Annotated in this window: 21 protein-coding genes; 3 read left to right on the top strand and 18 right to left on the bottom strand. The window is 74.2% G+C overall.

The genetic code is table 11. The annotated features are described in order from the left end of the window. Positions 1–76: 76 nt before the first annotated feature. From atzF to AB0M03_RS26460, 4 genes are read right to left on the bottom strand one after another with little or no spacing between them, the layout of a single operon-like run. Positions 77–1,738, bottom strand: coding sequence for an allophanate hydrolase (atzF, locus tag AB0M03_RS26475; protein ID WP_363495011.1), 1,662 nt, complete (start codon positions 1,736–1,738; stop codon positions 77–79). Beyond that, a complete protein-coding gene (gene uca / locus AB0M03_RS26470) occupies positions 1,735–5,307 on the bottom strand; it encodes an urea carboxylase (RefSeq protein ID WP_363495009.1) in 3,573 nt (1,190 codons plus the stop codon). Before uca ends, atzF begins: the two co-directional genes overlap by 4 nt. Positions 5,308–5,316: 9 nt before the next feature. Beyond that, the gene (locus AB0M03_RS26465; RefSeq protein ID WP_363495007.1) at positions 5,317–5,922 is read right to left on the bottom strand and encodes an urea amidolyase associated protein UAAP2; all 606 of its coding nucleotides are present in this window, start codon (positions 5,920–5,922) and stop codon (positions 5,317–5,319) included. After that, positions 5,919–6,728, bottom strand: a complete 810-nt coding sequence (locus AB0M03_RS26460) for an urea amidolyase associated protein UAAP1 (protein WP_363495005.1) — start codon at positions 6,726–6,728, stop codon at positions 5,919–5,921. Before AB0M03_RS26460 ends, AB0M03_RS26465 begins: the two co-directional genes overlap by 4 nt. A 110-nt stretch (positions 6,729–6,838) precedes the next feature. On the opposite strand from AB0M03_RS26460, the gene AB0M03_RS26455 reads away from it, so the two are divergent. After that, entirely contained in the window at positions 6,839–7,549 is a 711-nt protein-coding gene (locus AB0M03_RS26455; protein WP_363495003.1) for a TetR/AcrR family transcriptional regulator, read from the top strand. 24 nt (positions 7,550–7,573) lie between these two features. Here the strand turns inward: AB0M03_RS26455 and AB0M03_RS26450 are convergent, their stop codons facing one another. The 11 genes from AB0M03_RS26450 to AB0M03_RS26400 form a co-directional block, all read right to left on the bottom strand. Beyond that, complete coding sequence (locus AB0M03_RS26450; RefSeq protein ID WP_363495001.1) at positions 7,574–9,091, bottom strand: amino acid permease; 1,518 nt, start codon at positions 9,089–9,091, stop codon at positions 7,574–7,576. 134 nt (positions 9,092–9,225) lie between these two features. Next, positions 9,226–10,140: a haloalkane dehalogenase gene (locus AB0M03_RS26445; protein ID WP_363494999.1), complete on the bottom strand. Its 915-nt coding sequence runs from the start codon at positions 10,138–10,140 to the stop codon at positions 9,226–9,228. Between the two features lie 5 nt (positions 10,141–10,145). Beyond that, positions 10,146–10,622, bottom strand: coding sequence for a MarR family transcriptional regulator (locus tag AB0M03_RS26440; protein WP_363494997.1), 477 nt, complete (start codon positions 10,620–10,622; stop codon positions 10,146–10,148). 108 nt (positions 10,623–10,730) lie between these two features. After that, positions 10,731–12,158 carry an aminopeptidase P family protein gene (locus AB0M03_RS26435; RefSeq protein ID WP_363495075.1) on the bottom strand — a complete coding sequence of 476 codons (1,428 nt, stop codon included), beginning with the start codon at positions 12,156–12,158 and terminating at the stop codon, positions 10,731–10,733. Between the two features lie 264 nt (positions 12,159–12,422). Then, positions 12,423–12,797: a hypothetical protein gene (locus AB0M03_RS26430; RefSeq protein WP_363494995.1), complete on the bottom strand. Its 375-nt coding sequence runs from the start codon at positions 12,795–12,797 to the stop codon at positions 12,423–12,425. Positions 12,798–12,844: 47 nt separating this feature from the next. Beyond that, positions 12,845–13,279 carry a roadblock/LC7 domain-containing protein gene (locus tag AB0M03_RS26425; protein WP_363494993.1) on the bottom strand — a complete coding sequence of 145 codons (435 nt, stop codon included), beginning with the start codon at positions 13,277–13,279 and terminating at the stop codon, positions 12,845–12,847. A 37-nt stretch (positions 13,280–13,316) separates the two neighbouring features. Further along, positions 13,317–14,306 (bottom strand): transcriptional regulator, encoded by a 990-nt coding sequence (locus tag AB0M03_RS26420; RefSeq protein WP_363494991.1) that lies wholly within the window; start codon positions 14,304–14,306, stop codon positions 13,317–13,319. Next, a complete protein-coding gene (locus AB0M03_RS26415) occupies positions 14,306–14,689 on the bottom strand; it encodes a hypothetical protein (RefSeq protein WP_363494989.1) in 384 nt (127 codons plus the stop codon). The genes AB0M03_RS26420 and AB0M03_RS26415 overlap by 1 nt, the downstream gene beginning before the upstream one ends. Before the next feature lie 166 nt (positions 14,690–14,855). Continuing rightward, a complete protein-coding gene (locus AB0M03_RS26410) occupies positions 14,856–16,097 on the bottom strand; it encodes an MFS transporter (protein ID WP_363495073.1) in 1,242 nt (413 codons plus the stop codon). A gap of 146 nt (positions 16,098–16,243) precedes the next feature. Then, positions 16,244–16,897 carry a helix-turn-helix domain-containing protein gene (locus AB0M03_RS26405; protein ID WP_363494987.1) on the bottom strand — a complete coding sequence of 218 codons (654 nt, stop codon included), beginning with the start codon at positions 16,895–16,897 and terminating at the stop codon, positions 16,244–16,246. 30 nt (positions 16,898–16,927) lie between these two features. Beyond that, the gene (locus tag AB0M03_RS26400; protein ID WP_363494985.1) at positions 16,928–18,436 is read right to left on the bottom strand and encodes an FAD-dependent monooxygenase; all 1,509 of its coding nucleotides are present in this window, start codon (positions 18,434–18,436) and stop codon (positions 16,928–16,930) included. A gap of 119 nt (positions 18,437–18,555) precedes the next feature. Here AB0M03_RS26400 and AB0M03_RS26395 point away from each other — a divergent pair, with 119 nt between their 5' ends. Then, entirely contained in the window at positions 18,556–19,182 is a 627-nt protein-coding gene (locus AB0M03_RS26395) for a TetR family transcriptional regulator (protein WP_363494983.1), read from the top strand. A gap of 101 nt (positions 19,183–19,283) precedes the next feature. Here the strand turns inward: AB0M03_RS26395 and AB0M03_RS26390 are convergent, their stop codons facing one another. From AB0M03_RS26390 to AB0M03_RS26380, 3 genes are all read right to left on the bottom strand, one after another. Next, positions 19,284–21,650, bottom strand: coding sequence for an immune inhibitor A domain-containing protein (locus AB0M03_RS26390; protein ID WP_363494981.1), 2,367 nt, complete (start codon positions 21,648–21,650; stop codon positions 19,284–19,286). Positions 21,651–21,807: 157 nt separating this feature from the next. Beyond that, positions 21,808–22,137 carry a metalloregulator ArsR/SmtB family transcription factor gene (locus AB0M03_RS26385; RefSeq protein ID WP_363494979.1) on the bottom strand — a complete coding sequence of 110 codons (330 nt, stop codon included), beginning with the start codon at positions 22,135–22,137 and terminating at the stop codon, positions 21,808–21,810. Positions 22,138–22,181: 44 nt separating this feature from the next. Further along, positions 22,182–22,556: a hypothetical protein gene (locus AB0M03_RS26380; protein ID WP_263102517.1), complete on the bottom strand. Its 375-nt coding sequence runs from the start codon at positions 22,554–22,556 to the stop codon at positions 22,182–22,184. Positions 22,557–23,038: 482 nt separating this feature from the next. Between AB0M03_RS26380 and AB0M03_RS26375 the strand changes: the two genes are divergently transcribed. Further along, positions 23,039–25,885: a DEAD/DEAH box helicase gene (locus AB0M03_RS26375; protein WP_363494978.1), complete on the top strand. Its 2,847-nt coding sequence runs from the start codon at positions 23,039–23,041 to the stop codon at positions 25,883–25,885. Positions 25,886–25,948 lie beyond the last annotated feature (63 nt).

The raw sequence follows: 25,948 nt of genomic DNA, 5'->3' as shown, positions 1-25,948 counted from the left end.
AGGATCTGAAGCTCAGCTTCTTCCGCCTCGCGCAGTTCCGCCCCCAGCCTTCGGCCGGGAGGGACCCCCAGCGCCCCTACGGGTTCGACAGATGAGTCCGCCAGTCGCCCGAGGCGGTGATGTCCTCGGCTCCCGGGAGGGCTGCGGGTTCGCAGAGGAAGCCGGGGGTGCGGCTGCCGTCGGCGAGGTGGACGGGGCCGAGGGCCATGGGGTGGGGGAGGGCGGCCAGGAGGGTGCCGAGGCCGGAGGCGGGGAGTTCCCAGAGTTCGCCGGCGACGGCTGCGCCGCCCTCGTCGACCCGGACGAGTCCGGGCTTGGGCGGGACGGTGTCCAGGGCGTACAGGCGGTAGACCGGCGCCGTCCGCACGGTGGTGCAGAAGCGGCCGCCCAGAGCGGTGAGTTGGCCGTTGAGGGGCTGGCCGGTGAGGTGGGCGCCGAAGACGGCGAGGCGGACCGGCGGTTCGGTCAGGAGGCGGGCGAGGGTGCCCAGCCGTTCCTCGGTGCCGGCCGGGCCGACCAGCATCACGCCGAAGGGGAGGCCGTCGACCGTGTCCGCGGGGACGGCGATCGCACAGAGGCCGAGCAGGTTAGCCGAGTTGGTGAACCGGCCGAGGCGGGCGTTGCTGCCGACCGGGTCGGCTGCCACCTCGGCGAAGGTCGGGTGCCAGGTGGTGGTGGGCAGCAGCAGGGCGTCCGCGTCGCCGAGTTCGGCCAGGGCGAGGTCCCGCAGGCGGGCCAGTTCGGCGAGGTCGCCGTACAGCCGGTGGGCGGGGACGTCCCGGGCGGCGCGGATGATCCCGGCCACCACCGGGTCCAGCCCTGCGCCGTCCTTCGCGGTGAGGGCGTCGACGAACTCGCCGACTGCGGCGTACCGTTCGGCGACGAAGGCACCCTGGTAGAGCATGGCGGCGACGGTGTCGAAGGGTGTCAGGTCGAGGTCGCGCAGTTCGGCGCCGGCTGCGGCGAGCCGGTCGGCGGCGGCCGTGTACGCCTCGGCCCACCCGTCGGCGAGGGTGCCGAGACGGGCGGCGTCCGGGGCGGCGATCCGCCAGGGGCCGGGGCGCCGTGCGGGCGGCGGCACCGGTGCCGGGTCGGCGACCAGCCGCAGGGCGGCCTCCGCCTCGCCGACCGTCCGGGCGAACACCGACACGCAGTCCAGGCCGGCGCAGGCCGGGACGACGCCCTCGGTGGGCACCCGGCCCGGGGCGGCCTTGAGGCCGACGATGCCGTTGAACGCGGCGGGCACCCGGCCGGAACCGGCGGTGTCGGTGCCGAGCGCCAGGTCGACGAGGCCGAGGGCGACCGCCACGGCCGATCCGGAGCTGGACCCGCCGGCGATGCGCTCCGGGTCGAAGGCGTTGCGGACGGCGCCGTACGGGCTGCGGGTGCCGACCAGGCCGGTGGCGAACTGGTCGAGGTTGGTGGCGCCCAGGACGACCGTGCCGGCCGCCCGCAGCCGGGCGACCGCCGGGGCGTCCCGGTCGGGCAGGTAGGCGTAGTCGGGGCAGCCGGCCGTGGTGGGCAGCCCGGCGACGTCGATGTTGCCCTTGACCGCGCAGACCGTGCCGGCCAGCGGCAGGTGCTCGCCGGCCGCCGCCCGGGCGTCGATCCGGGCGGCCTCCGCCTCGGCCTCCGCCTGCGGGCGCAGGTCGATCCACACCTCGGGCCGGTCGGCGGCGGCGATCCGCTCGTACGCCCGGCGGACCCGCTCCACGGCGCCGGCGGGGGTGGTGCTCATGCGGCCGCCCCCAGCACCACCAGCGGGCTGCCCGCCTCGACCTGGTCGCCGGGGCCGACCAGCAGCTCCGCGACCACGCCGTCCCGGTCCGCGGTGACCGCCGATTCCATCTTCATCGCCTCCAGTGCCATCAACTGCTGCCCCTTGCGCACCCGTTCGCCCGGTGCCACGTCGACCTTCCAGACGCAGGCGGTGAATTCGGCCTCCACCACGCTGCCCCCCGGCGGCGCGGTGACGGTCCGCGGTGCCACCGGTGCGGCGCCGGCCGCCCGTTCGGCCCGGTCGAACTCGCCCGCCTCCTCCCAAGCCTGCCGCTCCGCGGCGAAGGCCGCCGCCTGGACGGCCCGGAACTCGGCGATCGGCCCGGCGTTCTCCTCCAGGAAGCGCAGGTGGTCGGCGAGCGCGAACCCGCCCTCCTCGATCTTCGGTGCGAACCGTCCGGCGGCCATGTCGGCCCGCATCTCCAGCAGTTCCTCCGCGGAGACCGGGTACCAGCGGATGCGGTCGAAGAACCGCAGCAGCCAGGGCGCACCCGGCTCGAACGGGCCGCGCTGCTGCCAGCCCGACCACATCTGCACCGTCCGCCCGACGAACTGGTAGCCGCCGGGCCCCTCCATGCCGTACACGCAGAGGTAGGCGCCGCCGATGCCGACCGAGTTCTCCGCCGTCCAGGTGCGGGCCGGGTTGTACTTGGTGGTGACCAGCCGGTGCCGCGGGTCGAGCGGGGTGGCGACCGGCGCGCCCAGGTAGACGTCGCCGAGGCCCAGCACCAGGTACTCGGCGTCGAAGACCGTGCGGTACACCTCGTCCACCGATGCCAGGCCGTTGATCCGCCGGATGAACTCGATGTTCCACGGGCACCACGGCGCGTCGTCCCGGACGCCCGCCATGTAGCGCTCGATCGCCTCCCGGGTCGCCGGGTCGTCCCAGGACAGCGGCAGGTGGACGGTGCGGCTGGGCACCACCAGCCGGTCGGTGGCGGGCAGTGCCCGCTCGATCTCCCGTACCAGCGCCAGCAGTTCGGGCAGCGGCAGGACGTCCGGGTCGACGTGCACCTGCAGCGAGCGGATGCCCGGGGTCAGGTCGACGACGCCCTCCGGACGCCGTGTGGCGAGCTGCTCGGCCAGCGCGTGGACGCGCATCCGCAGGGCCAGGTCGAGCTGCATGGGCCCGTACTCGACCAGCAGGTTGTCGTCGCCGCTGCGCCGGTAGGTGACGCTCGGCCGGTCCCGGCCGGCGGGAGTGCGGTGCAGGATGCCGCCGTCCACGATCGCCGGGCGGGAGGCCTGCGGTGCGGCGGCCGGGGTGCGGCGCAGCGCCGCGGCGTCCTCGGTGGTGACGGGCACGAAGCGGACCCTGTCGCCGGGGCGGAGCTGGCCGAGCTTCCAGCGCTGGCCCGAGGCGACGGTGGCGGGGCAGACGAAGCCGCCGAGGGAGGGGCCGTCCGGGCCGAGCAGGACGGGCATGTCGCCGGTGTAGTCGACGGCGCCGACCGCGTACGGGGTGTCGTGGATGTTGGAGGGGTGCAGGCCGGCCTCGCCGCCGTCCGGGCGGGCCCAGGCGGGTTTGGGGCCGACCAGGCGGACTCCGGTGCGGGCGCTGTTGAAGTGCACCGACCAGTCGGCGGCGTAGAAGTCGGCGATGTCCTGCTCGGTGAAGAACTCCGGTGCGGCGTGCGGTCCTTCGACCGCGGGCAGCTGCCACTCGGAGGTGAACCCGGGGCGGTCGGCGACCGGGCCCGCGCCCTCGCCGAGGGTGCCGGTGCCGCCGTGCAGGACGTCGCCGGTGCGCAGCGCCCGTCCGCCGTGGCCGCCGAAGCCGCCGAGGGTGAAGGTGGCGGCGCTGCCGAGGAAGTCCGGTGCCTCGATGCCGCCGGCGACCAGGAGGTAGCTGCGCAGGCCGGGCCCCGGCGGGGCGGGGATGTCGAGCAGGCCGCCGGCCGGGACGAGCACCGGCTCCCACTGGGGTACGGGGCTGCCGTCCACGGTGACGGCGGTCGGGGCGCCGGTCACGCAGACCCAGGTGGGCGCGGTGAAGCGCAGGGCGGGCCCGAGCAGGGTGCACTCCAGGCCGGCGGCGCCCTCGGGGTTGCCGAGGGCCCGGTTGCCGAGCCGGAAGGAGAGGTCGTCCATCGGGCCGCAGGGCGGTACGCCGACGTGCCAGTAGCCGGTGCGGCCGGGCCAGTCCTGGACGGTGGTCTGGGTGCCGGCCCGGACGACCTCGATCCGCGGGGTGGGGTCGGCGACGTGCGCCAGGGTGCCGGTGTGGTGCTCGGCCGCGGCGATCGCAGGGACGGCGGGGACGGCGCGCAACAGGCCGAGGTTGGTCTCGATGCCGTGGATGCGGGTGCCGTCCAGGGCGCCGGTGAGCCGGGCGAGGGCGTCGGCCCGGTCGGCGCCGTGCACGATCACCTTGGCGAGCATCGGGTCGTAGGCGGTGGTGACCTCGGTGCCGGTCTCCACCCAGGTGTCGACCCGGACGCCGTCGGGGAAGACGACCTCGGTGAGCAGGCCGGCGCTGGGCCGGTGGTCGCGGCTCGGGTCCTCCGCGTACACGCGGGCCTCCACGGCGTGGCCGTCGGGTGCGCCGACCTCCCGGACCACCGAGCGGTCGCCCTGGGCGAGCCGGAGCATCCACTCGACCAGGTCGACCCCGTACACCGCCTCGGTGACCGGGTGTTCCACCTGGAGGCGGGTGTTGACCTCCAGGAAGTAGGCCTCCTCGCGGGCGGCGTCGTAGACGTACTCGACGGTGCCGGCCGAGCGGTAGCCGACGGAGGCGCACAGCTCCCGTGCGGAGTCGGCGAGTTGCCGGCGGACGCGGTCGGGCAGGCCGGGTGCGGGGGCTTCCTCCAGGACCTTCTGGTTGCGGCGTTGCAGCGAGCAGTCCCGGTCGCCGAGGGTGACCACCCGGCCGGTGCCGTCGCCGAAGACCTGCACCTCGACGTGGCGGGCGTGCTCGACCAGCCGCTCCAGGAAGACACCGGCGGTGGCGAAGCTGGCGGCGGCGACCCGCTGCACCCGCTCCCATGCGTCGGCGAGCCGGTCGGCGTTGCGGCAGGCCTGCATGCCGATGCCGCCGCCTCCGCCGGTGGCCTTGAGCATCACCGGGTAGCCGACGGCCTCGGCGGCGGCGAGGGCGGCCGGCAGATCGGGCAGCAGGCCGGTGCCGGGCAGCAGCGGCACGCCGGCGGCCTCGGCGGCGGCCCGTGCGGTGTGCTTGGCGCCGAAGACCTCCAGCTGGCCGGGGGTGGGGCCGACGAAGGCGAGCCCGGCGGCCTCCACCTGCCGGGCGAAGGCGGCGTCCTCGGAGAGGAAGCCGTACCCGGGGTGGATCGCGCCGGCACCGCTGTCGTGGGCGGCCTGCAGCACCAGGTCGGTGCGCAGGTAGCTGTCCTTGGCGGCGGCCGGGCCGAGCCGCACCGCGTGGTCGGCGAGCCGGACGTGCGGGGCGGAGCGGTCCGGGTCGGAGTACACGGCGACGGTGGCGATGCCGATCCGGCGCGCGGTGCGGACGATCCGGGCGGCGATCTCGCCGCGGTTGGCGATCAGCAGGGTGTCGTAGGCCATGGTCGCCGCTCAGTCCTCGGTGATCGTCATGCGGACGGGCGTGGGGTCGAAGCCGTTGCACGGGTTGTTGATCTGCGGGCAGTTGGAGACCAGCACCAGCACGTCCGTCTCGGCCTGCAGCACGACCCGCAGGCCGGGGGCGGAGATGCCGTCGACGATGCCGAGCGTGCCGTCCGCCTCGACCGGTACGTTCATGTACCAGTTGATGTTGGAGACCAGGTCGCGCTTGCCGAGGCCGTGCCGGGCGCCCTCGGCGAGGAAGTTCTCCACACAGGCGTGCTGCGACCAGGTGTGGTGGCCGTAGCGCAGGGTGTTGGACTCCTTGGAGCAGGCGCCGGCGATGGTGTCGTGCCGGCCGCAGTCGTCCTCGGCCACGGTCATCAGCGGCGTGTGCTCGGTGGACAGCAGCACGCTGCCCTTGCCGAGGAAGACCGAGCCCTGTGCCTGCAGGGTGTCGGCGGCGCTGTAGCGGACGGCGGTGTCGTGCGCGTCGTAGAGCAGGCAGTCGACGGCCTGGTTGCCGCCGAGGTCGGTGATCGTGAGCCGCTGACCGCGGCGGACGACGGCGGACCAGGCACCGCGGGCGGGCACCTCGGCATCGAGCAGGACGGTCATCGGGCCCCCAGGGCGGCGGTGTTGAGGTGGGCGCGGTGGCGTTCGGGGGTGGCGTCCCAGTGCGGGTCGCCGGGGCCGGTCACTTCGCCGGGCACGGCGGTGACCTGCAGCGGGGTGCAGTGCCAGGCCGGGCGCGGGTCCAGCGGGTGGGCGGTGTTGGCGAGCAGCAGGGTGGTGTGCTGCTCCAGCCGGAGGACGACCCGGGCGCCGGGGCCGGCCGGGCCGGTGTGGCGCAGGGTGCCGTCCGCCTCGACGGTGACGCCCTGGAAGAAGGAGACCGGGGCGGGCAGGTCGCGCCTCGTCAGGCCGTGCTTGGCGGCGGCCAGGGTGAGCAGTTCGCGGCCGGCGGGGGAGGGGCCGTGCGCGGAACCGTCGCCGTAGCGGGCGGTGTTGCGGGCGGCGGTGGAGGCGCCGGCCAGCGCGTCGTGCCGGCCGGAGGTGTCCTCGACCAGGGTGGCGAGCACCCGGCCCTCGCCGGAGAGCAGCTGGCTGCCCCCGGTGAGGTAGGCGTTCCACTGCACCTTGACGGTGTCGGCCGTGTTCAACCGCTCCCACGGCCGCCCGGTGACGTACAGCAGCAGCTGGGCGCAGGCGTCGCCGTCCCGGTCGGTGAGGGTGACCAGGGCACCGGCCGGGAGGACGAGGTGGGTGTAGCCGCCGCCGGCGACGGTCTCGGACCACAGGGTGCCCGGGGGCGGCGGCAGCTGCGGCATGCAGTCGACGACCGTGCCCGCCTGGGACCTGGCGTGGGCGCGGGCGGCCGTGGTGGTGGCGGTGCCGGCCTCGCCGTCGTGGATTTCTGTCATGCGACAGAAATTAGGGAGGCCCGGATTCGCCGCCATTGCCCGTGCGTAACACCGGAGTTACCGTCCCCTCACGGCGATCGCCGCCGGCGGTGATGTGCGAGGATCGCGAGGTGTCCGCCACCAGCCGCCCGACCGCCCGAACGGCCCGCACCCCCCGTACCGCCACCACCCGCGGCACGGGCCGCGTCGGCCGCCCGCGCGCCCAGGGCCCCTCGGACAGCGGCCTCGCCCCGCGCGACCAGGTCCTCGCCGCAGCCGCCGAACTCTTCACCCGGGACGGCTACGCCGCCACCACCACCCGCGCCGTCGCCGAACGCGCCGGGATGCGCCAGGCCTCGATGTACCACTACTTCGCGGGCAAGGAGGACATCCTCGCCACCCTGCTCGAGAGCACCGTCGAGCCCTCGCTCGCCTTCGCCACCGGCCTGCTCGCCGACCCCGACGCCGACCCGGCCCCGCGGCTCTGGGCCCTCGCCGCCCGGGACGCCGAACTCCTCTTCGGCGGCCTCTACAACCTCGGCGCGCTCTACCAGTTGCCCGAGGTCCGCGGCGAGCGCTTCGCGGGCTTCCGCGGCGCCCGCGAGGCCCTGAAGGCGGCGTACGGGCGCCTGCTCGCCCTGGTCGACCCGGGCGCGGACGCGGCGCTGCGCACCGACCTGCTGTTCGGCCTGGTCGAGGGTGGGGTGGCGGTCGCCCGCGAGCACGGCGGCCGCTCGGCCGCCCAGGTGGCCCGTGCGGTCGCCGACGCCGTGCTGCGCCTGGGCGGCTGCGGGCCCGAACGCCTCGAAGCCGCCCGCCGGGAGGGCGAGCGGCTGCTGTGAGGGCGGTCTTCCGGCGCGAGGACCTCAGCGGCGGCGCAACCGGTAGGCCGCGCCCACCGCCACCGCCCCCGCCAGGACGAGCACCGCGAACCACTGCAGGTACCAGTGCCCGCCCTCCGGGTCGTACACCGAGGCGCGCGGCCAGGCCAGGTTGATCGTCATCGCCACCCCGTAGAGCAGCGCCAGGGCGTTCACCGGCAGCCCCCAGCGGCCCAGCGAGAACAGCGGCCGGCCGGCCTCGTCCAGCCCCGCGCCGCCCGCCTCGCCGGCCGCCTCGCCGGCCCCGAGCGGCAGCCCGCGCAGCCGGCGGGCCAGCACGGCGCCCACCACCAGCGCGTACGCGGCGTACACCAGGGCGACACAGGTGGCGGAGAGCGCCAGGAAGGCCGCCGGGGAGGCCAGGTTGAGCAGCAGGAAGCCGACCGCGGGTGCGCCCACCGCGAGCGCCGCCCAGCGGGGCATGCCGCTGCCCGGGGAGACCCGCGCCAGCCGTCCGGCGCCGGGCAGCGCGCCGTCCCGGGCCATCGAGAACACCATCCGGGTGCCGGCGGTCTGCATCGCCAGGGTGCCCACGCAGACCGCGACCGCCACGTCGGCCAGCAGCACCCGGCCGAGCCCGTCACCGAGACTGCTGGTCAGCACGTAGGACAGGCCCTCGGCGGCGAGTCGTCCGTCGGTCAGGCTGGGCGCTGCCAGCACCCCGCCGAGCAGCAGCAGCCCGCCGCTGACCCCGGCCGCGGCGAGCGCGGTGAGGATGGTCCGCGGCGCGGTGCGGCGCGGCGCGACCGTCTCCTCGGAGAGCTCCCCGGCGCTGTCGAAGCCGATCATCACGTACGCGGCGGTGAACGAGCCGACCAGCAGCGCCCAGAACCCGCCGCCGGGGTGGCCGGTGTGCAGCACCGCACCGGCCGGCTGCTCGGTGTGGGTGAACAGCAGCACCACGATGAGGACGATGCCGGCCAGCTCGGCCGTCACACCGACGCCGTTCACCAGCGACAGCACCCGGTTGTCGACCGCGTTGACCAGTGTGGTGAGCGCGATCAGCGCGGTGCCCAGCAGCACCGCGTTGGCCGCGCCGCTCGCGGTGGTCGGCGAGGGGTCGCCGCCGACCAGCTGGAAGCCGGACCACAGCGCGGGCAGCACCACCTGCAGGGCGAGCGCCGCGGCGGCCACCACGACGACCTGGCCGAGCACCATCAGCCAGCCGGTGAACCAGCCGTAGACCGGGTTCGCCAGCCGGGTCGCCCACTGGTAGATGGCGCCCGAGATCGGGTAGCGGGCGGCGAGTTCGGCGAAGCAGGCGGCCACCGCCAGCTGCCCGGCGAGCACCGCGGGCCAGGTCCAGACGAAGGCCGGACCGGCCGCGCCGTAGCCGAAGGCGAACAGCTGGAAGACCGTCGTCAGGACGGAGATGAACGAGAACCCGGCCGCGAAGGAGGCGAACCGGCCCATCGTGCGGTGGAGTTGCTGCGGGTAGGGGAGCTCGCCGGCGGACGGCGGCCCGGGGGTCTCGGCAGGGGCGAGGGAAGTGCTGGTGGTCATCGGGCACCGGCTTTCCGCGGGCGGTTTCTGTCGGGTGACAGAAATTAGGCCCGGCCGGATTCCCGCGCGTTGCCCGGCTGTTGCCGCCAGGTTGCCGTGTGCTCACCGGCCGCCGGGCGGCCCGGGAGCTGCCTTCACAGGGCACTCGGGTGACCGCTCAGGGGCGCACCCGCGGCCGTCGAAGGCGGCTTCTGGCCGAAGTGGCGGCCCGCCCATGCGGTGATTGCCGCCGCGATCTCGGCGGGCCGGTCCTCGGGGGCCTGGTGGCCGGCCGGGCCGCAGGGCACGGTCTCCAGACCGGCGATGTTCGCGGTGCACCAGTCGGCCATCGCCGGGTCGATCATCAAGGTCGGCGAGGAGTCGAAGGTCAGCAGCAGCTTCGGCACCTCGGGGGTGGCGGCGAGCCGGTCCCCGTACGCCTTGACCCGGGCGACCTCGTCGGCCGGCTCGTCGTCCAGCGGCATCGCCCGCGGCCACTCCAACAGCGGACGGCGGCTCTCCCGGGTGGGGTAGGGGCTGCGGTAGACGTCCAGGTCCTCCTCGGCGAGACCGGTGAGCACGGTCTGGCCGAAGGAGCCCTCGATGAAGACGTTCCGGTCGAGCACCAGCTCCTCGCCGACGCCCGGGGTGCGGAACGCCTCGAACCGGGCGCGGGCGGCCGCCGGGTACTCCTCCCAGGTCATCGGCCGGACGATGGTCTCCATGAAGGCGATCCCGCGGACCCGCTCGGGCAGCCGGGCGGCCCGGTCGAAGGCGAGTGCGCCGCCCCAGTCGATGCCGACCAGCACCGCCTCGTCCAGCCCGAGCGCGTCGAACCAGGCGTCCAGGTAACGGGCGTGGTCGTCGAAGCGGTACGGGATGTCGGGCTTGCCGGAGCGGCCCATGCCGATCAGGTCGGGGGCGAGCCGCCGGAACGGGCCGCCGACCGCCGGCAGGACGTTCCGCCACAGGTGGGACGAGGTGGGATTGCCGTGCAGGAAGACCAGCGGCGTGCCGCTGCCGGCTTCCTCGTGGTGCATCGTCGAGTCGAGAACGGTGGTCTCGGGCATGGCTGTCACTCCTCCGGTGGGTCGGACGGGACGTCGAGCGGGGTGTCCAGCAGGGTCGTCAGCTCGCGGACCAGGACGTCGGTGCGCGCGCCGTCGAGGCCGCCGAGCGGGGCCAGCAGCTGCTCCAGGAGCTGCTGCACGAGGGCGACGGCGCGGCGGGTGGTCTCCCGGCCGGTCGTGGTGAGCGACAGCCGGACGGCGCGGCTGTCGGCCGGGTCCTTCTCCCGCGCCAGCAGGCCGTCGGCCTCCAGGGTGCGGGCCAGCTTGGAGACGTAGAGCGCCTCCAGGCCGGTGCGGTCGGCGAGTTCGCGCTGGCTGGGCTGCAGGCCGGAGCGCTGGACGCCGTACAGCGAGGCCAGCAGGGCGTACTGGGCGTGGGTGAGGCCGAGCGGGGCGAGCGCCCGGTCGACGGCCACCCGCCACTTCATGGCCAGCCGCCAGACCAGGAAGCCGGGTGTCGGGCCGTGGGGTTCCTTGCTCATGGGAAATACAGTACATGGCTATTAAGTACATGGCTACTATTTACCGCGGGGAGGGCGGGGCGCCGACGGCCGGCGCCCCGCCCTCCCCGCTCCGTGCCGTCCGGCGGGTCAGCCCAGCAGGGTGCCCATCCACTCCTCGATGCCCGCGACCGTGCGCGGCAGTGCACCGGACATCAGCCGGGCGCCGTCCGCGGTGACCACCAGGTCGTCCTCGATCCGCACGCCAATGCCGCGCAGCTCCGGCGGCAGCGTCTCGTCGTCCGGCTGGAGGTACAGCCCGGGCTCCACGGTGAGCACGTGGCCCTCCTCCAGGCGCCCGTCCAGGTAGGTCTCCGTCCGCGCCTTGGCGCAGTCGTGGACGTCCAGCCCGAGCATGTGGCCGCTGCTGCACAGCGTGTACCGGCGGTACAGCCCGCTCTCCGGGCGCAGCGCCTCCTCCGCCGGGACCTTCAGCACGCCCCACTCGGCCAGCCCCTCGGCGATCACCCGCATCGCCTCCCGGTGGAAGTCGCGGAAGCTCGCGCCGGGCCGCACCGCCGCGATGCCGGCCTCCTGCGCGGCCAGCACGAGCTCGTAGACGTCCCGCTGCGCGCTGGTGAAGGTGCCGCTCAGGGGCAGGGTGCGGGTGATGTCGGCGGTGTAGAGGGTGTCCGTCTCCACGCCGGCGTCCAGCAGCAGGAGCCGGTCCGGGTCGAGAGGCCCGTCGTTGCGGATCCAGTGCAGCACGCAGGCGTGCGCACCGGAGGCGACGATGGTCTCGTAGCCGGGGCCGTTGCCCTCCAGCCGGGCGCGCCGCTCGAAGGTGCCCTCCAGCCAGCGCTCGCCGCGGCGGTGGCGCAGCGCGGCCGGCAGTGCGCGGACGACGTCCTCGAAGCCGGCGGCGGTGTGGTCGACGGCGAGCTGCAACTGGCCGACCTCCCAGGCGTCCTTGACCAGCCGGAGCTCGGAGAGCGCCGCGGCCAGGCGGGCGTCGCCCTCGGCGCGGTCCGCGGCCGGACGGCCGGTGAGCGCGTCCACCGCCGGGTCGACCCCGGACAGCACCCGGGCGGAGGGGCCCACGGTCTTGGCGAGCTCGTCCAGGTGCACGGTGCGGATGCCGGTGAGCTGCTCCGCCTCGGCGAGGTCGGGGCGCCGCCCGACCCAGAACTCGCCGTAGCGACGGTCCCGGTAGAACTCGGAGCTACCCGCGCCGCGCGGCGAGCGGGGGCGGACGTGCAGCACGGCCTCGCCGTCCGGCTCGATCACCAGGACGTGCCCGACCTGCTCCTCGCCGGTCAGGCCGGTGAGCCACGCGTACGCGCTGTGCGGGCGGAAGCGGTAGTCGCAGTCGTTGCTGCGGACCTTCAGCTGCCCGGCCGGGACGACCAGGCGTTCGCCGGGGAAGGCCGCCGCCAGGGCGGCCCGCCGGGCCGGCATCGCGTGGTGGCCGGGGGCCCGATCGCTCGCGGGCAGCGGGGTGGGTGCCCAAGCGGTGCCCATGAAGGCGTCGAGCGCGGGGGAGACCGGGAGGTCGTGGCTCCCGGTGTTGGGCGGCAGGGGTGCGGGGCCGGTGGTGGCAGGGCCGGAGGTCGCAGGGGTGGCGGTGGCGGGGTCGGTGGTCACGGCTGGTGGGCTCTCCTTCGGGCCGGCCGGTCGGGGCCGGGAGTGTCGACCGGGCGTCAGTGAAATGTCACATTGCCATGGTACTGACGCCCCTGCCCGGGAACCAGACCAGTGCACGCCGGGAGCCGGACCCGTGCACACACCGGCGGGCCGGGTGGACCCGAAGGTCCGCCCGGCCCGCTGCCCGTGGTGCTGCTGTCAGACCTCCAGGTCCGCCTCGATGCGCTTCAGCTGGTGACGGGCCATCGCCAGGTTGGCGCGCTGCTTGTCCAGTGCGAGGTAGAGGAACAGGCCCTTCCCGGAACGGCTGGTGAGCGGCCGGATCAGGTGGTACTGGCTGGACAGTGAGATCAGGATGTCTTCGATGGCTTCCTTGAGATTCAGCATCTCGATCGCGCGGACCTTCGCCCTGACCACGTCCGTGTTGCCCGCTGCGGCGACGTTCAGGTCGAGCTCCGGGCCGCCGCCGATGGTGCCGAGCGCCATGCCGCTGTTGTAGTCGACGAGGGCAACGCCGATGGCGCCCTCGATCGAGCTCATCGCGTCCTTGAGGGAGTGCTCCGTGCTGGCCATGGTGGTTCCTTCCTGAAGGGTGTTGACGGGGTGTCGGTGGTTCGGGTTCAGGGACGGTCCTGGCGCTCCAGGGCCGCGTCGGCTATCGCGGCGATCCGGCCGCCGGCCCGGCGGGCCTCGAAGTGCAGCCGGCCCACGTTGGCGTCCGGCCCGGCGAACAGGGTCAGGACGACGTAGCCGCCGGCCGCGTAGGTCGCGGTGTAGCCGTTCTCGCCGCGGGTGAGCAGTTCGCGGAAGCCGCCCTGGCCGCTGGCCTCGATCAGCCTGGAGCCGACGCCGAGGGCGGCCGCGGTGAGCGCCGCCAGGCCCTCCGGCTCCAGACCGTTGGTGTCGTGGGCGACCACCAGCCCGTCGGTGGTGGCGACCAGCCCGCCGGTCAGGTGCGGCACGGTGGCGCGCAGCCCGCGCAACTCGCTGAGCACCTCGGGTTCGGGCAGGACGGGTGACCGCTTCGCCGTGAACTGGCGCAGGGCGCGCTTCATGACGCGGCCCGGAACGGCGTACGGGCGGGTGGGACGCTCACAGTCGGGCCTCCAGGGCGGCTCGGATCCGGAGCAGCAGGGCGATCTCCGGATCTGGCGGGAAGTCGTGCAGGGCCGGCGACGGCAGCAGCACCTCCGGGTGGGCCGGGGGCGGCCCGGCCTGCGGCGGCACTCCGTCCGTCCGCGCCGGGGCGGACGGCGGGGCGGGCGAGGCCACCGGGGGTGCGGCTGCGGCGGTCGGCGCGGGCCCGTCCCTGGGCGCCGGGATCTCGATGAGCCCGGCGGCCGCGAGGTGCCGGATGTCGAGCAGGGTGGTGTAGGCGGACCGGCCGAGCAGGCGGGCGATCTGGGAGGGGGTGCGGTAGCCGTCCGCCGCGGCGAGGACGGCCCGCGCCCTGGCGCCGAAGGCGGTGGTCCGCCGCTCCGGTCCGGCGGGTGCGGATCGGGCGCGGACCGGGGCCTCGTCCAGCCCGGCGGCCGCGAAGGTGCGGTCCAGCAGGGCGCGCCGCCGGGCGACGGCGATCCGCACGGCCCCGGCGGCCAGCGGACGGGCGAGGGTCAACCCCGGGCGGACGCCCGGCAGGAAGCCGATCGGGCCGTCGTTCTGCGGCAGTGCGAAGAAGGCGGCGTCGAGGACCGCGGTGACCTGGCAGAGCTCCAGCTCGCCGCGGCCGATGCAGCCGGTGTTGACGAGGTGCTCGGCGGCGGGACGGCCGCGGGCGGCGGCCATGGCGTCGGCCCAGGTACGGGCGGAGAGCCGGCCGGCCGAGGTGAGCAGGGTGCCGACGTCCGGGGTGGCCGGGCTCTCGGCGTGCACCACCTCGCCGTCGACCAGGTGGACGGTGCCCGCGGAGCCGTGCAGCGCCCCGGTGGCCCGGTCGGAGGCGAGGTCGGTCAGCGCGGCCTCGAAGACGGTGGCCGGGGCGAAGCCCGAGCGGTGCCGGCGCGGCAGCCTGAACGCGGGACGGGCGGGTTGGAAGACCGGTGCGGGGGTCGGCTGCGGGGTGGGTTGCAGGGTCGGCTGCATCAGGCGAGCACCAGCCCGTCCGCAATGCCGGCCAATCGCATCCGGGCCATGGCGAGGTTGGCGGTGGCTCGGTCCAGCCGCAGGTAGAGGAAGACGCTGCTGTCGAAGGCCGTCTCCACGAAGCGGATCAGGTGGTAGGTGCCGGCCGAGGTGACGATGACGTCCTCGGCCGGGGCGGTTCTGGCGGCGGGGTCGGCGAAGGACGAGGTCTGGGTGATGGCGCGGGCGACTTCGGTGGCGTCGGCCGCCCCCGCGTCGTGGTCACCGCCCGGGCCGGCGCCGGCCGCACCGAGGGCGAGGCCGCTGGTCCAGTCGACCAGGCTGGCGCCGAGAGCCCCGGTGATGGTCATCGCTTCGAGCAGGCAGTCGTCGATCCCCGGCAATGGTTCGCACCCCTCCTAAGCGCCCCCGAGACGCGTCCGTGGCCACGTCCTTACTGGCTGTAGCCCCATCGGGGCGTAACGCTACCGTGCCGGTGGCGGCGCGGGGGAGGGTTCCGGCACATTCCTCGGGCATATGCCCGAAGCTTTGCAAAGTGCTGACGTGGGGTCAGCTGTCCTTCTCCTCCTGCGAGTCGGGCAGGGTCCGGAGGCCGGGAATCGGCGAGGGCAGCAGCCACAGGAACGAGGTGAGTGCGCCGACGGCGGCGACCCAGAGCGCCGGCCGCAGGCCGAGCGTGCTTCCGAGCACCCCTCCCAGAAGCGAACCTAGCGGACGGATGCCGTAGTTCACCGCCTGATAGGCGCCGGAGACCCGGGATCGGAGCCGATCCGGGATTACTGCCGCGAAGAGCGAGCCGATTGTGATATCGAGGATCATCACGCCGATGCCCGAGCCGAACACCGCGGCCAGCAGCAGGCCGACCACCGTCCAGGTGCCGCCGCGCGCCGCGGGGATGAGCAGCAGTGGCGCCGGGTAGGCGATCAGGCCGAGCACCGCGGCCCGGCCGATGCCGATCCGGCGGCTGATCCGCCCGGTGACGGCCGCGCCGAGCAGCCCGCCGACCGCTCCGGCGCTCAGCACCGCGCCGAGCAGCCCGGCGGACAGGCCGAGCTCGGTGGTGGCGTACAGCACGAACAGTGCCGCGATCATGAAGGTGAAGAGGTTCACCGTGGCCGTGCCGAGCAGGGCCGCCCGCATCACGGGTGTGGTGGCGATGAACTTGAGCCCGGCGGAGATCCGGCCGGGGGAGCGCGGCTCGGCCGGGGGCTCGGTGGGCCGGATGCTGCCCAGGGCGAGGGCCGAGGCGAGGAAGGAGAGCGCGTCGGCGACCAGCGCCAGCGGGGCGGCCAGCAGTTGGACGAGCCCGCCGCCGAGGCCCGGGCCGGCCGCCGCGGACATCGCCCGGCTGCCGTTGACCAGCGAGTTGCCCTCCACGTAGCGGTCTGCGGGGACGACGGAGACGAACAGTGGCGGGTTGCACACGTCGAACAGCACCGACAGGGTGCCCATGGCGAAGGCCACCACGAACAGCTGGGTGAGCGTCAGCGCGCCCAGCAGGTAGGCGATCGGCACGGTGAGCAGCAGGACGGCCCGCCCGATGTCGGCGGCGATCATGATCCGGCGGCGGTCGGAGCGGCCGTCCGCCCAGGTGCCGGCATGCAGCGCGAAGAGCAGACTGGGCAGCCAGCCGGCCGCGGTGAGCAGGCCCATCCGGCCGGCGTCGGCGTGCAGGGTGGTGACGGCGACCAGCGGCAGCACGATCAGGGTGATCTGGTCGCCGACGGCCGAGACGGTCTGGCCCGTCCAGTAGCGGCGGAACTCGGTGACCCGCAGCAGCGCGGGTATCAGCCGCCGACCGGGGCGCTCCGGAGGGGGTGGACCGTCCGGCGCAGCCGGGGTGCCGGGGGACTCAACGGCAATAGCGGTGCCGGCGGAAGCCTCGGGGGCCTCGGGCCCGTGGTCGGGCTGGTCGGCGTGGGCGGTCGTCGGCGCGGTCACCGTGCGGACTCCTCGGTCGGGCCGGCGGCGGGGCCGTCGTGCGGTGGATCAGTGGCGTGCGGTGGATCGGTGGGCAGGGCCATCCGGACGAGCAGGACCGGGCGGCTGCCGGCCGGGCGCTCTGCCCCGGCGCCGAGCCGGCCCAGGTACGGGCGGGTCAGCTCGTCCATCCGCGCGGTGAGGTCGGCGAGCTCCTCCGCGGTGAGGTGCAGCAGGGTGTCGTCGAGGCCGGCGGCGCGACGCCAGGCGGGCGACTCCTCGCCCTGGCCCTCCAGCCAGCGGGCGGCCAGGGCGGCGTACCGGTCGACGACGGTGCGCTGGAGGGCGCCGGCCGCCTCGGCGGCCGCCGGGTCCGCCGAGGCGGTGTCCCAGCTGGTGAACAGGGCGGTGGCCCGCCAGGGCTTCTCGCGCCCGCGGCCGCCGCCGGCCTCCTCCACCAGCCCGTACTTGGCGAGCTGGCGGAGGTGGAAGGAGCAGCTGGCCACCGATTCGCCGATCAGCTCGGCGGCCCGGGTGGCGGTGAGCGGGCCCTCCCGGCGGAGCAGCCCGACCAGGGCCATCCGGGTGGGGTGCGCGTACGCCCGCAGCGCCCGCGGGTCGCTGAGGTGCACGGTGTCGGGTGGCGGCGGTTCCGGACGATCCTCGGTCATGCTTATAAAGCTATCTTTAGAAAGAAGTCTTTACAAGCGGCCGAAGTAGTCGAGGACGGCCTTCTCCTCACCCTCCCGGGCGGTCAGTGCCACATGGTTGTCCGGTCGGACGAGTACCAGGGCCCGGCCCTCGACGCCGTACGCCCGGTGCGCATGCCCGCCGGTGTCCCGCAGCCCCGCCGGGTCGTCCGTGTCCACGGCTATCGTGCGGAGGTGCCCGGGCAGGCCGGGGGCCGGTCGGTGGCCGAAGGCGAGCAGGGTGAACCGATCGCCTGCGAACGCCTCGAGGAACCGTACCGGCCGCCCCTCGGCGTCGGTGCAGGGGGCGTCCGGCGCCCGGTCTCCGGCCTGCAGCAGGCCGCCGAGCCCGTCCTCGGCGAGGCTGCTCCAGCGGTAGCCGAGCGAGAGGCCGGTGAGGTCGGCGACCCGGGTGGCCTCCACGCCGACCCCCGGTGTCCTTGCGCCCCGGATGACGGCCTCCATCCCGGCGGCGGAGGTCTGCAGCGTCCAGGCAGCGATCGGTAGCCGCTCCTCCTGGTAGCTGTCGAGCAGCGCGGGCCGGGCACGTCCCGCCAGCACCGCCCCGAGCTTCCAGCCGAGGTTCCATGTGTCCTGGATGCCGGTGTTCATGCCGAGCCCGCCCGCGGTCGGGTGGACGTGCGCGGCATCGCCCGCCAGCAGCACCCGGCCCACCCGGTACCGCTCCGCCATCCGCACGTTGACCCGCCAGCTGGAGAGCCAACCGGCCCGGTGCACCCGGATGTCCTCGCGCCCGGTGTGCCGGGCGACGATCCGCCGGAAGCCCTCCAGCGAGGGGGCGAGCGCCGTGCCGTCCGGGCCCGTCTCCGGCGTGGCCTGCACCTGCCAGCGCCGGTCGCCGCCGCCGAACGGGTAGAGCAGCAGTGCGCCCTGCGGGCCGAACCACTGGTGCCAGGCGTCCGGCTCCAGACCGCTCAGCTCCAGATCGCCCACCACCATGGCCGGCTCCGGCTCGCCGGTGCCCGTGAACGCCACGCCCAACTGCTTGCGGACGGTGCTCCGCCCGCCGTCGCAGCCGACCAGGTACTGCGCGGTGGCCGTCCGCCCGTCCGCGAAGCGCGCCCTTACCTGCCCGCCGCCCTGCTCGAAGCCGGTGAGCTCGGTGCCGAACTCGACCGCCACGCCCAGCTCGGCCAGTCGGGCCCGCAGCAACTCCTCGACCCGGTCCTGCGGCAGGTAGAGCGAGCCAGGGTGCGGGGCGCCGGGGGTGGGTGCGGTGTCGGCCGCCGGGTCGGACTCGGCGGCGAACGCGCCCTCGAAGTAGCGGCGGAAGGGCAGCCGGCTGCGGCCGGAGACCAGCAGGGCGTCGGCGAGGCCGAGGTCGGCGAGCACCTCCAGGCTGCGCGCGTTGAGGGTCTTGCCGCGCGAGCCCGTGTGCGGGCCGGGCGCCCGCTCGACCACCCGGACGGCCACGCCCTGGCGGGCGAGCAGGCAGGCGAGCGTCAGGCCGGTCGGCCCGGCGCCGGAGATCAGGACGGACGTCGTGCTGGGTGCGGTCATGGCGGAGCTCCTCCCCGAGGGCCGGGCGCAGCTGTGGAAGGCCCGGACAACGCCATGGAACAGCAACCCGGTAAGAAATGCAACCCGGTAACAAAAGAGTCCGGGTTAGAATCGGCACCATGAACGAGCCGCCCGGTCTGCGGACCATCAAGAAGGAGCGCACCCGGCAGGCCATCGCCGACACGGCGATCGGCCTGTTCCTCACGCACGGCTTCGACGGGGTCTCGGTGCTCGAGATCGCCGCCGCCGCCGAGGTCTCCAAGCCCACCCTGTTCCGCTACTTCCCGAGCAAGGAGGAGCTGGTCCTGCACCGGATCGCCGACCACCTCGGCGAGTCCGGCCGCGTGGTCGCCGCCCGCGGCCCCGGGCAGACCCCGCTGGACGCCCTGGAGCACCACCAGCTCGACCGGCTCGCCGCCCGCGACCCGGCCACCGGGCTCTGTGCGGAGCCGCAGGTGCTCGCCTTCCACCGGCTGGTCTACGGGACGCCCAGCCTCTCCTCGCACCTGTTCGACTGGATCGCCCGCGACACCGAGCTGCTCGCCGAGGCCCTCGGCGGCCCCGGCGAGCTGACCGCCCGGCTGCTCGCCACCCAGTTCGTCTCCGTCCGGCAGGACCTCACCCGTACCAACTGGCAACGGCTGTCCGACGGCCTGCCGGAGGAGGACGCCCACCGGCAGGCCGTCGAGGACACCGCCACCGCCTTCGCCCTGCTGAGGACCGGCGCCGCCGGGTACGGGTACTGAAGGCGCGCCCCCGAAGGCGGGGGCCGCCGCTCGGGGGCGCGGTTCCGCCTCCCGGCCTTCGGCCGGGAGGCACCGCCGGCGCCCCTACGGGCGCCGGCGGGTCAGGAGGCCGGGCCGACGCGGACGGTGGTGATCCGTCCGCCCTGGCTCTCCCGGACGACCTCGATCCTGGTGTTGGTGTCCGGCACGGCCACGCCGAGCTGCGGCAGTGCTGGGTCGGTGTAGGTGCCGCGGCGGTCGTCGAAGGCCGGCACCGCGGGCTCGGCGCCGATCCGCACCGCCTCGCCCGCCTTGTGCAGGGTGAAGGCGGTGGTCGGCTTGAGGGAGAACACCGCGTCGAAGGACTGCGCCCGCCCGTTCACCGGGGTGCCGTCCTTGAACCGGATCGCCCCCGGGTGCGCGTCCACCGGCAGGATCAGGCCGCTGCCCGGGTGGTCCTTGGTGTTGTTGTCGGAGTAGGCGGTGTCCCACAGCCAGACCAGCACGCCCTCCTGGTACGGGTAGGTGTCGATCACCCCCTGCTTGCCGGCCACGCCGGTGTACCCGAAGTTGTAGGGGCCCGTCCGCAGGTAGGCGCCGTAGCCCGCGTACCGGCGGTTCTCCACCAGGTAGGCCCGCGGGTGCTCGCGGACCGCCGCGCGGCCCTGCACCACGGAGAAGCCGGTGGCCGTCCAGGCCGGGTCGCCGCCGTGCTCGGCACCGTCCGCGAAGAGTTCGCCGCCGCCGGCGGTGACCCGCACGCCGTCGACCAGCGCCCCCTTGCCGTGGGTGTTGGAGTCGGAGGTGGTGTGGAAGCGCAGCTTCACGGTGCTGCCGGTGAGGCCGTCCAGCGGGACGCGCAGCTGCTTCCAGCCGCCGGAGGCGCCGCTGAGGCCGGGCGTGCCGGCGGGTGTGGCGGGGATCGGCGCGCCGTCGGCGGTGCCGGGCAGCGGGCGCCAGGTCCTGCCGTCGTCGGTGGAGGCCTCCACGGTGAGGAAGTCGTAGTCCTGTTCCAGGTCGTACCAGGCGGCGGCGTCCAGTGCGGCGGGGCCGCTGCGGCCGGTCAGGTCCACCGTGCGGGCCAGCGAGCTGTCCAGGTTGTCGCCGGTGTCGCTCCACCACTGGGCGCCGCCCTCGTACGGGTCGGCGAGGTCGGTGGTGGTGCGGCCCGGGGGCAGGTGGACGAGGACGGCCTGGGCCTGGTCGGTGTTGTAGCCGCTCACCCCGAGGGCGTGGCTGGAGCGGGTGGCGGCCTGCGCCTCGTCGTAGTTGAGCCAGCCGAGCTGCAGCCGGCTCCAGGCGTCCAGGTCGCCCGGGTACTCGCCGGTGGTGTTCCTGCGGCCGGTGCCCAGGTAGGAGCCGGAGGACATCAGCGACCAGAAGTTGACGGAGTTGTCGCCGCCGGTCAGCGGGTAGAGGTCGGGCAGGCCGAGGTTGTGGCCGTACTCGTGGGAGAAGAGGCCCACGCCGCTGTTCTCGCCGGCCTGCAGGTAGTCGTAGACGTAGAGGCCGCTGTCGCCGACCGGCACGCCGCCGATCCGGTCGCCCTCAGGGCCGGTGCGTCCGCTCGGGTCGGGGAAGGCCCAACTGCGGTGCGCCCACAGGGCGTCGGCGCCCTGGGCGCCGCCGCCCCAGGTCTCGTCGACGCCGGCGTGCACCACGATCACGTTGTCGAGGTAGCCGTCCGGCCGGTCGAAGTTCCCGTCCCTGTCGTGGTCGTAGCGGTCGTGGACGTCGTACTGGGCGAGTTCGGCCTTCACCGCGGCGGGCGTACGACCCTTGGCGATCTCGCCGTCGTACCAGGCCTTGACCGCGTCCCGGACGAACTCGTGCGCCTGGGTCCAGGCGCCGCTGCCCTGCGGGCCCTTGTTGGAGCCGTACCGGGCCTCGTTCCAGGGGACGGTCACCCAGTCGCTGACGGTGCCCTCGATGTCGTACCGGCCGGAGGACTGGGTGCGGTAGTAGTTGCGCACCGAGTTGGCGCCCGGGGTGGCGTCGAAGAACATCCGCCGGTAGTAGTCCCGGTCGAAGTCGGACTTCCAGTAGGTGTGGGTGTCGCTCGCGTCCGGCTTCGGTATGGCGTTGTGCCGGGGGCCCGGGGTGCCGCCGTAGCGGACCTGCCCGTTGTGGAGGGTGGTGTCGTCCACCTGGTCGCCGAACTGGGCGAGGATGACGAAGACCTTGTCGCGGCGTTCCAGGCCGAGTTGGACGTAGTCGTCGCCGATCCGGACCCGGGAGGGGGCGCGGTGGTCGGCGGTGCGGGCGACGCTGCCGCGGTTGAGCTGTTCCAGCGCCTCGGCGCGCAGGGCCTGCCGCTTGCGCTCCTGGGGGGCGGGTTCGGGCTGGGGGCCCTCGGCGCCCTGCGGGGGTTCGGCGGCGAGCCGCGGTGCGGGTAAGGGTGACGGGGCGGCCGAGGCGGCGGGTATGCCGACGGCCATGATGCCGAAGGCGAGCGCAGCCGCGAGGGCTGCGGAGGGTGTGCGCTTCAACGGACCGGTCCTTTCCGGGCGGGGGAGGTCGGATGAGCGCGGGTAATATTTCACATGTCATCGGTCACATGGAAGACGTGTGAACGTGCGTCATCGATCCCCCGCCCGGCGGGCGGTGGTCCTCGGGGTGGTGTCGGGCGGAGGCCGCGCGGGCCGGTCAGTCGGAGGCCCTGAGCTCCGCCAGCAGGACGCCCTGGTCCTGGATGAGCTCCGTCAGGATGCGGCGCGCCGCACGGAGCAGGTCGGCGACATCGGCGCCGGCCAGTGCGTAGACGACGGTGGAGCCGTCCCGGGTCGCCGTCACCAGGCCGGCCCGGCGCAGCTGGGCGAGCTGCTGGGAGAGGCTGGACGGCTCGATCTCGATGTCCGCGAGCAGATCACGGACGGGGGTGGGACCTGCCTGCAGCAGTTCGAGCACCCGGATGCGGACGGGATGGCCGAGCATCCGGAAGAACTCCGCCTTGGCCTGGTACAGCGGTACGGGCACGCGGCCCCCTCTCCGGCTCCGGGTCAGTGCGGCCGCGGGTCGGGTCAGACCTCAAGTCCGGCCTCGATCCGCTTCAGCTGGTGACGGGCCATGGCGAGGTTGGAGCGGCTGCGGGCGAGGGCCAGGTAGAGGAAGAGGCCGCGGCCACTGGAGGTGGTGAGCGGCCTGATCAGGTGGTACTGGCTGCTGAGGGTGATCAGGATGTCCTCGATCCCGTTGTCCTGCAGGTTGAGCATCTCCATCGTCCGCATCTTGGCCCGGACGAGGTCGGTGTTGCCGGCGGCTGCCACGTTGAGGTCGAGCTCGGCGGAGTCGCCGAGCGTCCCGAGGGCCATGCCGCTGCCGTAGTCGACCAGGGCGACGCCGATCGCGCCCTCGATCGTCATGGCCTCCTTGAGCGCGGTCTCCGGGTTCGCCATCGTCATTCCTCCTGCTGTCGCGGTGCCCGCGCCGTTCGGGGCGGGTTCGGCAATGACTGTAGGGAGACGGTCGCGAAATCTTCGCCGGATGATCGGTATAGATCACGGATGAGCGAGTGCATGACTTTTGATGCCAGTTCGACGACGACTTGAAGACATTTGCAACTAAGGATGTGATTGAACGGCCATTCACAAGGCCCGCGCCGAACACGCCTGCGACCCGTCGCAGCCGCCCGACCGCACCCCGTGACAGCCGTCGGCGAAGCCCGCGAGCACTCCCCGCAGGACCCGGAAAAGGGTGCTATCGATGTCGGCCACGCCGGGTAACCTCTGGGCGAGATGCTCGATCACCACACCCACCACACCCGCTGCGCCCCGGTCGGACCCCAGGTCGGACCGGCTCCGCGGCCGCAGGCGTCGCCGTCTGCGCACCCGTCCCGCCCGCACGGGCAGTACACCCACGGGAAGAGAAGGTGACGCCGATGAACTCCCCCCTGCCCGAGGAGGAGCAGCTCAGCCCGGCCGAGGCGTACGCGGCCTCCCGCCGCCGGGCCGCCGAGCAGGCCACCGCCCTCCACGGCTTCCAGCAGCTCTACGACTTCCCGCTCGACCCCTTCCAGATCGAGGCCTGCCGGGCCCTGGAGGCGGGCGAGGGCGTGCTGGTCGCAGCGCCCACCGGCTCCGGCAAGACCATCGTCGGCGAGTTCGCCGTGCACCTGGCCCTCGCGAGCGGCCGCAAGTGCTTCTACACCACGCCGATCAAGGCGCTGTCCAACCAGAAGTTCGGCGACCTCGTGAAGCGCTACGGCGCCGCCAAGGTCGGCCTGCTCACCGGCGACAACAGCGTCAACGGCGACGCGCCCGTGGTGGTCATGACCACCGAGGTGCTGCGCAACATGCTCTACGCGGGCTCCAGCGCCCTCGACGGCCTCGGCTACGTGGTGATGGACGAGGTGCACTACCTGGCCGACCGCTTCCGCGGCGCCGTCTGGGAGGAGGTCATCATCCACCTCCCGGAGTCCGTGGTGCTGGCCTCGCTCTCCGCCACCGTCTCCAACGCCGAGGAGTTCGGCGACTGGCTGGACACCGTCCGCGGCGGCACCAGGGTGATCGTCTCCGAGCACCGGCCCGTCCCGCTGTGGCAGCACGTCATGGCCGGCAACCGGATGTACGACCTGTTCGCCAACCCGGACAGGGACGGCCGGCCCAAGGACGCCCCGCGCAACCCGGCCAAGGCCGTCAACCCCGAGCTCGTCCGGCTGGCCCGCTCCGAGATGGACCGCGGCGGACGCGACCGCTTCGCCAAGGGCCGCGGCCGCTCCATGCCCGCCGGCCGCCCCGGCCGGGTCTGGACGCCCGGCCGGCTCGACGTCATCGAGCGCCTCGATGCCGAGGGCCTGCTGCCCGCGATCACCTTCATCTTCAGCCGGGCCGGCTGCGAGGCCGCCGTCCAGCAATGCCTGGCCTCCGGCCTGCGGCTCAACCGCGACAGCGAACGCCGCCAGGTCCGCGAGATCGTCGAGCAGCGCTGCTACGACATCCCCGACGAGGACCTCCACGTCCTCGGCTACTTCGAGTGGCTGGACGGGCTCGAGCGCGGCATCGCCGCCCACCACGCCGGCATGCTGCCCCGCTTCAAGGAGGTCGTCGAGGAGCTCTTCGTGAAGGGCCTGGTCAAGGCCGTCTTCGCGACCGAGACCCTCGCCCTGGGCATCAACATGCCCGCCCGCTCGGTGGTCATGGAGAAGCTCGTCAAGTGGAACGGCGAGACCCACGCCGACATCACCCCCGGCGAGTACACCCAGCTCACCGGCCGCGCAGGGCGCCGCGGCATCGACGTCGAGGGCCACGCGGTCGTGCTCTGGCAGCGCGGCCTCGACCCGGAGGCGCTCGCCGGCCTCGCCGGCACCCGTACCTACCCGCTGAAGTCCTCCTTCCGGCCCTCGTACAACATGGCGGTCAACCTGGTCGGCCAGTTCGGCCGGCACCGCTCCCGCGAGCTGCTGGAGACCTCCTTCGCCCAGTTCCAGGCCGACCGCTCGGTGGTCGGCATCGCGCGCCAGGTCCAGCGCAACGAGGAGGGCCTGGAGGGGTACCGCGAGTCGATGACCTGTCACCTCGGTGACTTCGACGAGTACATGGCGCTGCGGCGGCAGCTGAAGGACCGTGAGAACGAGCTCGCCCGCGAGGGCACCAGCCAGCGCCGCGCCGCCGCCGTCGAGTCCATCGAGCAGCTCAAGCCCGGCGACGTCATCCACGTGCCCACCGGCAAGTTCGCCGGCCTCGCGCTCGTCCTCGACCCCGGCCTGCCGCCGGTCGGCCGCGGCCACCGCGGCGGCCCCCGGCACCCCGACTACCAGGACGGCCCGCGCCCGGTGGTGCTCACCGCCGAACGCCAGGTCAAGCGGCTCGCCATGATCGACTTCCCGCACCCGGTCGCCGCCATCGAACGGATGCGGATCCCGAAGTCCTTCAACCCGCGCAGTCCGCAGTCCCGCCGCGACCTCGCCTCCGCCCTGCGCACCAAGGCCGGCCACCTCGAACCCGAGCGGTTCCGCCGCGGGCGCGCGGCCGCCGCCGACGACCCGGAGATCACCCGGCTGCGGGCCGAACTCCGCCGGCACCCCTGCCACGGCTGCAACGAGCGCGAGGACCACGCCCGCTGGGCCGAGCGCTTCCACCGGCTGCACCGCGACACCGAACTGCTCGAACGCCGGATGCGCTCCCGCACCCACACCATCGCCCGCACCTTCGACCGGGTCTGCGGCCTGCTCTCCGACCTCGGCTACCTGCAGGGCGACACCGTCACCGACGACGGCAAGCGGCTCGGTCGGCTCTACGGGGAGCTCGACCTGCTCGCCTCCGAGTGCATCCGCGAAGGCGTCTGGAAGGGCCTCTCCGCGGCCGAGCTCGCCGCCTGCGCCTCGGCCCTCGTCTACGAGGCCCGGCAGTCCGACGACGCCGTCGCACCGCGGGTGCCGGAGGGCGCGGCCAAGGAGGCGCTCGGCAAGATGGTCCGCATCTGGGGCCACCTCGACGCACTGGAGGAGCAGCACAGGATCTCCACCGCGGAGGGCGTCGGCCAGCGCGAACCCGACCTCGGCTTCGCCTGGGTCGCCTGGCGCTGGGCCCTCGGGCACAACCTGGACGCCGTCCTCCGCGACGCCGAACTCCCGGCCGGCGACTTCGTCCGCTGGACGAAGCAGCTGATCGACGTCCTCGGCCAGATCCAGGACGCAGCCGGCGAGGACACCGACCTCCGCACCACCGCCCGCAAGGCCGTCGACGCCCTCCGCCGCGGCATCATCGCCTACTCCTCGGTGGGGTAGGGCAGACCCCGAGGGGCGCGGGGAACTGCGCGGAACGGAAGGCCGATCGCCGTCACTTCCGCC

The organism is Kitasatospora sp. NPDC051914, from assembly GCF_040680995.1.
Lineage (GTDB): Bacteria > Actinomycetota > Actinomycetes > Streptomycetales > Streptomycetaceae > Kitasatospora.
The sequence above is the reverse complement of the archived record's forward strand: the minus strand, read 5'-3'. Positions and strand labels throughout refer to the sequence as shown.